6 protein-coding genes and 5 tRNA genes are annotated in these 6,454 nt (G+C 43.0%); 3 read left to right on the plus strand and 8 right to left on the minus strand.

From position 1 onward, the window contains the following. The 5 genes from L3V35_RS25185 to L3V35_RS25205 form a co-directional block, all read right to left on the minus strand. Positions 1 to 128 (minus strand): GTP-binding protein (locus tag L3V35_RS25185; RefSeq protein ID WP_227484038.1); only part of this gene is annotated, 128 nt, incomplete at its 3' end. Between the two features lie 95 nt (positions 129 to 223). Continuing rightward, positions 224 to 299, minus strand: a tRNA-Thr gene (locus L3V35_RS25190). Positions 300 to 313: 14 nt separating this feature from the next. Beyond that, positions 314 to 388, minus strand: a tRNA-Gly gene (locus tag L3V35_RS25195). 38 nt (positions 389 to 426) lie between these two features. Further along, positions 427 to 511 (minus strand) — tRNA-Tyr (locus tag L3V35_RS25200). 45 nt (positions 512 to 556) lie between these two features. After that, positions 557 to 632, minus strand: a tRNA-Thr gene (locus tag L3V35_RS25205). A gap of 210 nt (positions 633 to 842) precedes the next feature. Here L3V35_RS25205 and coaA point away from each other — a divergent pair. Next, the gene (gene coaA / locus L3V35_RS25210; protein WP_146458067.1) at positions 843 to 1,766 is read left to right on the plus strand and encodes a type I pantothenate kinase; all 924 of its coding nucleotides are present in this window, start codon (positions 843 to 845) and stop codon (positions 1,764 to 1,766) included. A 7-nt stretch (positions 1,767 to 1,773) separates the two neighbouring features. Here the strand turns inward: coaA and birA are convergent, their stop codons facing one another. Continuing rightward, positions 1,774 to 2,739, minus strand: a complete 966-nt coding sequence (gene birA / locus L3V35_RS25215) for a bifunctional biotin--[acetyl-CoA-carboxylase] ligase/biotin operon repressor BirA (RefSeq protein WP_237300841.1) — start codon at positions 2,737 to 2,739, stop codon at positions 1,774 to 1,776. Then, the gene (gene murB, locus L3V35_RS25220; protein WP_237300842.1) at positions 2,736 to 3,782 is read right to left on the minus strand and encodes a UDP-N-acetylmuramate dehydrogenase; all 1,047 of its coding nucleotides are present in this window, start codon (positions 3,780 to 3,782) and stop codon (positions 2,736 to 2,738) included. Before murB ends, birA begins: the two co-directional genes overlap by 4 nt. A gap of 66 nt (positions 3,783 to 3,848) precedes the next feature. Here murB and L3V35_RS25225 point away from each other — a divergent pair, with 66 nt between their 5' ends. Continuing rightward, complete coding sequence (locus tag L3V35_RS25225; protein ID WP_171309486.1) at positions 3,849 to 4,280, plus strand: GNAT family N-acetyltransferase; 432 nt, start codon at positions 3,849 to 3,851, stop codon at positions 4,278 to 4,280. 91 nt (positions 4,281 to 4,371) lie between these two features. After that, entirely contained in the window at positions 4,372 to 5,712 is a 1,341-nt protein-coding gene (gene pssA, locus L3V35_RS25230; protein WP_237300843.1) for a CDP-diacylglycerol--serine O-phosphatidyltransferase, read from the plus strand. A 622-nt stretch (positions 5,713 to 6,334) separates the two neighbouring features. On the opposite strand, the gene L3V35_RS25235 is transcribed toward pssA, so the two are convergent. Next, positions 6,335 to 6,411: transfer RNA gene (locus L3V35_RS25235), tRNA-Asp, on the minus strand. Positions 6,412 to 6,454 lie beyond the last annotated feature (43 nt).

Genomic DNA, 6,454 nt, shown 5'->3' on the forward strand with positions numbered 1-6,454 from the left:
ACACCGCCGTACACTTTTGCAAGTGTAGTACAGATAGCAGCAGTTAGAGTTGTTTTACCGTGGTCAACGTGGCCGATAGTACCAACGTTTACGTGCGGTTTCGTACGTTCAAATTTTTCTTTAGACATGGGGTGTCCCTCTAGGTACGGATTAGGTGGCTTAAAATAAGACCACGCAACCAAAAAAAATGGTTTTTTTTATTAAAGGAGAAGAAGCTTTAGACTGGTGCTAATACCCAGAGTCGAACTGGGGGCCTCACCCTTACCAAGGGTGCGCTCTACCGACTGAGCTATATCAGCACACAAAAATGAGTTGGAGCGTGCAGCGGGAATCGAACCCGCATCATCAGCTTGGAAGGCTGAGGTAATAGCCATTATACGATGCACGCAACACGTAACTCTTTTGAGCTATTTAACCTTTAGAATATGGTGGAGGGAGACGGATTCGAACCATCGAAGGCAGTGCCGGCAGATTTACAGTCTGCTCCCTTTGGCCACTCGGGAACCCCTCCAAATTTTGATCTTTCTCTCGCTCTCTATAAATAGAAGGGAGAAAGTGGTGCCGACTACCGGAGTCGAACTGGTGACCTACTGATTACAAGTCAGTTGCTCTACCTACTGAGCTAAGTCGGCACAAGTGGGGCGCATTTTATTGAATGATTTTCCACCTTGCAATAGTAAATTGCAAAAAAGTGTAAAATTCTCTTATCAAATTCCTATATACGGTTATTTAGCTCAAGGTTTCTGCCTTTAATCCGCATCTAGCAAAGGAAGATATTTAATTTATCTATCGCTTGATGTATTTTCCATGCACTTGTTTTGTTATCCACTATAGAGTTTTGTATGAGCCCATTTATGTCATTTGACCGCGCGCAGTGGTCTGAACTAAGGAATTTAGTTCCAATGACACTTTCTGAGAGCGATTTGAAAGAGCTTCAAGGCATCAATGAAAAGCTGACAATGGAAGAAGCCGTAGAGATTTATCTACCGTTATCGCGCCTGTTAAACCTCTATGTGGCCGCTCGACAAAATAGAAACTCAGTGCTCCATCAATTTCTGGATAAGAAAGAAACTGCGCCACCATTCATTATTGGTATCGCTGGCAGTGTTGCGGTAGGGAAAAGTACAACAGCTCGTCTACTGAAAGCGTTGCTATCTCGTTGGGAAAACCATCCTAAAGTTGAACTGGTTACGACAGATGGCTTCTTATACCCCAATGAAATACTGGAAGAAAAAGGCTTAATGAGTAAAAAAGGGTTCCCTGAGTCTTATGATATTAAAGCGCTAGTTAATTTTGTATCAGACGTGAAGGCATGCAAGCGTAATGTGACAGCACCTGTGTACTCTCACCTCACCTACAACATTACCAATGAAGTAAAAGAGGTCGACTTACCAGATGTGCTTATTATTGAAGGACTCAACGTTCTACAAAGCGGTATGAATTACCCACATGAGCCTCATAGAGTCTTCATTTCAGACTTCCTCGACTTCTCGTTATATGTCGATGCTGAAAGCGCTCAAATTCAACAATGGTATGTAAATCGTTTTATGAAGTTTCGTGAAGGTGCCTTCGCTAAACCTGGGTCATATTTCGGGCACTACACTAAATTATCAGATCTAGCCGCTAAGGAAAAAGCAGAAGGTATTTGGCAATCAATCAATGGTTTAAACCTAGAGCAGAATATCCTTCCGACCAGAGAAAGGGCTCACCTGATTCTACGCAAGGGCGCAGATCATATGGTCGAAGAAGTGTTACTAAGAAAATAGTAGAGCCTTAGTCTCCTTTTCTCAGCGAGATTTCTCCCCCGATATAGCTCTCTATACCACTCTCAGTTTTGAGCAGCACGGCGCCTTGTTCATCAATCCCCTGAACGACACCTTCAATTTCTCTAGGTCCAATAATCAACCTTACGTTGCGACCTAAGAAATTATCTAAGCGGTTCCACCGTTCGACAAAATTAGACATTCCTTTCAACTCATAGTCGGCAAGTGACTTGTCCCAAGCATTGATCAGAGCCTGTGCTAACTGGTTACGGTCGGGCACTTTTCCATCACAGACCTCTTTGAGAGACGTCCACGGCTGACCAATACCTGATGTTGTCAGGTCCATGGACAGGTTTAGTCCCAAACCAATAACAATATGAGCAGCGCCACCAGACTGTCCTGACAACTCGACTAAAATACCCGCGAGTTTCTTGTCATGATGGTAAAGATCATTCGGCCATTTCAGTTTAACACCTTCAACACCCATCTCTTCCAAGGCTTCAACAACAGCAACGCCAACGACAAGGCTTAGCCCCATAGCGGCAGCCATACCTGCATCGAGCCTCCAATACATTGAAAGGTAAAGATTTGCACCAAATGGCGATACCCACTCTCTTCCACGACGTCCACGACCTGCAGCTTGATATTCAGCAATACAGACCGAACCTGATTCGAGGGTATTAGTACGCTCTAATAGGTGTTGGTTTGTTGAACCTATGATTGGAATGAGTTCAAGAGAAGCATCACGACTGACCGCAGACAATTTTTCTTGGTCAAGCATATCCAAACGATTGGCTAACTTATATCCCTTACCTTGCACTCGATAGATATCCAAACCCCACTCTTGAATACCTTTAATATGTTTGCTGATAGCGGCTCTCGACACACCCATCACTTCACCCAGATCTTCACCAGAGTGAAACTCGCCATCAGCAAGACATTTTAGCAATGTGAGCTTGGTACTGTGTTCTCTCATGCCATGGCCTCCAAAGCCTTGTCTAAGTTTGTCTCACTGTCTTGACCCATGAAGCGAACTTCGTGTTCCAATAATATGTCGAACTTGTCTAGGACAGCTTGACGTACTCGCGCTGCAAGTCTGAGGATATCCGTAGCAGACGCTTCATCATAATTGATGATAACCAAAGCTTGGTTTGGATGAATTTGAGCACCACCTTCAATCACACCTTTCAGCTGGCATTGATCAATGAGCCACCCAGCGGCAACTTTGATCATGTTGTTACTCTCATAACCGACAATGTTTGGGTATAACGCAGACAGCCGATCAAAATGATCTTTGCTGATCACAGGGTTTTTGAAGAAACTTCCCGCATTACCCTGCACGGAAGGGTCTGGTAGCTTGCTTGAGCGTATAGCACACACTTCATCAAATATAGAACGAGGGGAAAGTGTCTCTAAAGGTAAGCTTTTAAGCGGGCCGTAGTGGTTACATGGCTTCCACTCTTTAGGTAGGGTCAAACCAATCGCAACAACAATCGCTTTGCCATAGAGAGCGTGCTTAAAAATAGAATCTCGGTAGCCAAAGAGACATTCCTCTTCGCTTAACCGCTTAACTGTATAAGTATCCAGATACAGAATATCAACATATTCGCATACGTCTTGCAGTTCAACACCATACGCACCAATATTCTGAATCGGAGCAGAACCTGAACAACCAGGTATCATTGCGAGGTTTTCTAGACCACCCAGACCTTTATCAACACTCCACTCAACCAAGCTTGGCCAATCCTCACCACCACTCACATGCAGAAGGTGATGACGGTCCGTCTCGGTCAGCTCAATCCCAGCTAATTTATTCACAATGATCAAACCAGCGAAATGCTTTGTAAAAAGCATATTGCTACCCTTACCCAGAATTAACTTAGGTGAAGTTGACCATTTAGGATTCCTATAAACCGAAATCAGTTCGTCGATCGTAGTTACTTCAACCAACGCATCACAGGTCTGATCGATAGAAAAAGTATGAACATTTTTTAAACTAGCATTGAGATGGAATTGCATGGCGATATTCAATTAACTTACACTGCCATCATTCTACAGCAGATAAACAAATGGCGCAGTGACTGAATGAACAATGTCATCATTACTCAATTAGACCCCGTAAAGGTTCCCCTCGTTAAGCGTTTTTACAAAGAGCATTACCCAACAGGTAAAGCCAACAAAAGCGAAAAAATCTACTCATTAGAACTAGACGGCCAGTTATGTGGTGTAGTTCGCTTTCGAACGATAGAAGATGCACGCTTACTTACCGGAATGGCTATCTCTAAGGAATACCGTGGCAAGCGATTAGGTTCACAGCTAATGGATTATTGTGTTCTTCACACGCTGACGGAAAAAGATTATTGCTTCGCGTATTCTCATCTGACTAATTTCTACAATCGTCATCAATTCATACAAATCGATCCCAATGAACTACCAAATGGTTTGAGAGTCTTATATGAGCGCTATTCGAATAGCGGAAAAGATCTCATTCCTATGCATTATCAGCAAAATTGTTAGAGAGTGACTCGATTATCTAGTATTTGATGCTATCCCTTTGGTAAAATTAAAGGTTCGCAATTTTGCATATTTTTAAGGTAAAACAGTCAATATGATTGCCAGTAGGAATCCATTCATACAGTTGCCAACCATAGCGCAGAATCCTGACAAGTTTGAAGTACTACTATCAGCGCAAGAGTTTAGAACTCGCTTACTTGATGAGATATCTCGCGCAACAACTCGTATTAGTTTAGTCGCTTTGTATCTTGAAGATGATGAGGCTGGCCGTGAGATCCTAACTGCCTTATATGAAGCAAAGCAAAAGAATCCAGAATTAGATGTGAGTGTATGTGTCGATTGGCACAGAGCTCAACGTGGATTGATTGGTGCGGAGTCTTCTGAAGGCAATGCAGCCATGTATAAAGAGTTTGCGGAAAAATATCAGCACTCTGTACCCGTCTATGGCATTCCAGTCCGCGGCAAAGAAGTCTTTGGCGTATTGCACTTAAAAGGCTTTATCGTCGATGACAGCGTGATATACAGCGGTGCAAGCCTTAACAATATCTATTTAAGTTATCATGATCGTTACCGTTTCGATCGCTACCATGTTTTAAACAACGCAACACTTGCTGACTCGATGTTCTCCTATGTCCAAGAACAAATGATCTCAGACATCGCTGTTTATGATTTGGCTGATAAAAACAAACCAGTTACCAAAGAACTGAAACCTGCAATCCGTCAATTCAGAGCATCATTAGCACGCTCTCAATACAAGTTCGACTCTCAAGATGTCTCCGCAGAACAAGTGGCCGTAACTCCTTTAGTTGGTATAGGTAAGAGACGTAACCGCCTAAATCAGGGAATAAACCAACTGGTTGCTCAAGCTAAAGATGAAATTTTCATTTGTACGCCATATTTCAATTTTCCGCCTAGCCTAGCGAAGGAAGTGAAGAGAGCACTTAAGCGTGGCGTAAAGGTCACGATTGTTGTCGGCGATAAGACAGCCAATGACTTCTTTATCTCCCCAGAGGAAGAGTTTAAAACGATTGGTGGCTTGCCTTACTTATACGAATTGAACCTGCGTCGATTTGCGAAGGCAAATGAAGCGAATATAGCAAGTCGTAACCTGTCTATCCGACTTTGGCAACACGATTCCAACAGCTTCCATTTGAAGGGCATTTGGGTTGATAAACGCTACATGCTACTCACAGGTAATAACCTAAACCCACGCGCATGGAAGTTGGACTTAGAAAATGGCATATTCATCCAAGATAACTATCATCATATAACGGATAAATTCCAAGCTGAGGTTGATAATATTGTTCAACACACACAGCTAATCTGCACTTATAAGCAATTGGACAAGATTGAGAGCTATCCGATGGAGGTTCAGAAGTTGATTCGTAAGATCACTCGTGTCAAAGCCGATAGAGTCCTTAAACAAATATTGTAGTCGATATTTATCAACGCCTAGCAAACGCTAGGCGTTTTTGTATCTGCGAGATAAGTTTGTTTGTTGTAATTTCACTATTTACTCAAGACTAATGCCAACGCCTAAATCTCCAAGTATCTACCTTTCTTAGTCAGCCTAATAATTAAGGCTATCAGATACAAATAACAACCAAGTAAGATACCAACTCAATCGACAATTACTTTCTATATCCTAATCGCCACTCCTTACAACGAGGAACTAGCGTTATTGGCACCCCCCTTATACTCACTTGCGCTAATATTAGTCTAATTTGATGCTCCGTTATCTTTAGAGGGTGTAGCAAAAAGAATTAGAGGTAACCATCTCAATTCGTCAGGTTTAAATGTAAAACAGCACGAGCCTCCCTCTATCTAGAGAGACGCCTCAATATATAGCGATAAGGTCTGTAACCAAAATCCAAAAACTCATACCCCAGAAACGACGAAAGCCTAGTCGTCAGACTAGGCTTTCTAATAAGTAGCGGAATGGGCGGGGTTGCGGACTTCAGGCAAACCCTTTGTAGGACTCATTCGGCCGAAGGGCAAAACACTTTTCTTGAGATGTAAAAAAGCCCTGCTATTTCTAGCAGGGCTTTTTTAATAAGTGGCGGAGTGGACGGGACTCGAACCCGCGACCCCCGGCGTGACAGGCCGGTATTCTAACCAACTGAACTACCACTCCGCAGTGGTCAACTCACTAAGTGAGCGTCCATATCTCCAGGTCG

Origin of the sequence: Vibrio sp. L5-1, from assembly GCF_021728315.1 — a bacterium.
Taxonomy (GTDB): domain Bacteria; phylum Pseudomonadota; class Gammaproteobacteria; order Enterobacterales; family Vibrionaceae; genus Vibrio; species Vibrio splendidus_K.

What these genes read in the sequence shown, in the direction of transcription:
- coaA (WP_146458067.1), top strand. Translation starts at nt 843, where the DNA reads ATGAGCCCATTTATGTCATTTGACCGCGCGCAGTGGTCTGAACTAAGG.
- birA (WP_237300841.1), bottom strand. Translation starts at nt 2,739, where the DNA reads ATGAGAGAACACAGTACCAAGCTCACATTGCTAAAATGTCTTGCTGAT.
- murB (WP_237300842.1), bottom strand. Translation starts at nt 3,782, where the DNA reads ATGCAATTCCATCTCAATGCTAGTTTAAAAAATGTTCATACTTTTTCT.
- L3V35_RS25225 (WP_171309486.1), top strand. Translation starts at nt 3,849, where the DNA reads ATGAACAATGTCATCATTACTCAATTAGACCCCGTAAAGGTTCCCCTC.
- pssA (WP_237300843.1), top strand. Translation starts at nt 4,372, where the DNA reads ATGATTGCCAGTAGGAATCCATTCATACAGTTGCCAACCATAGCGCAG.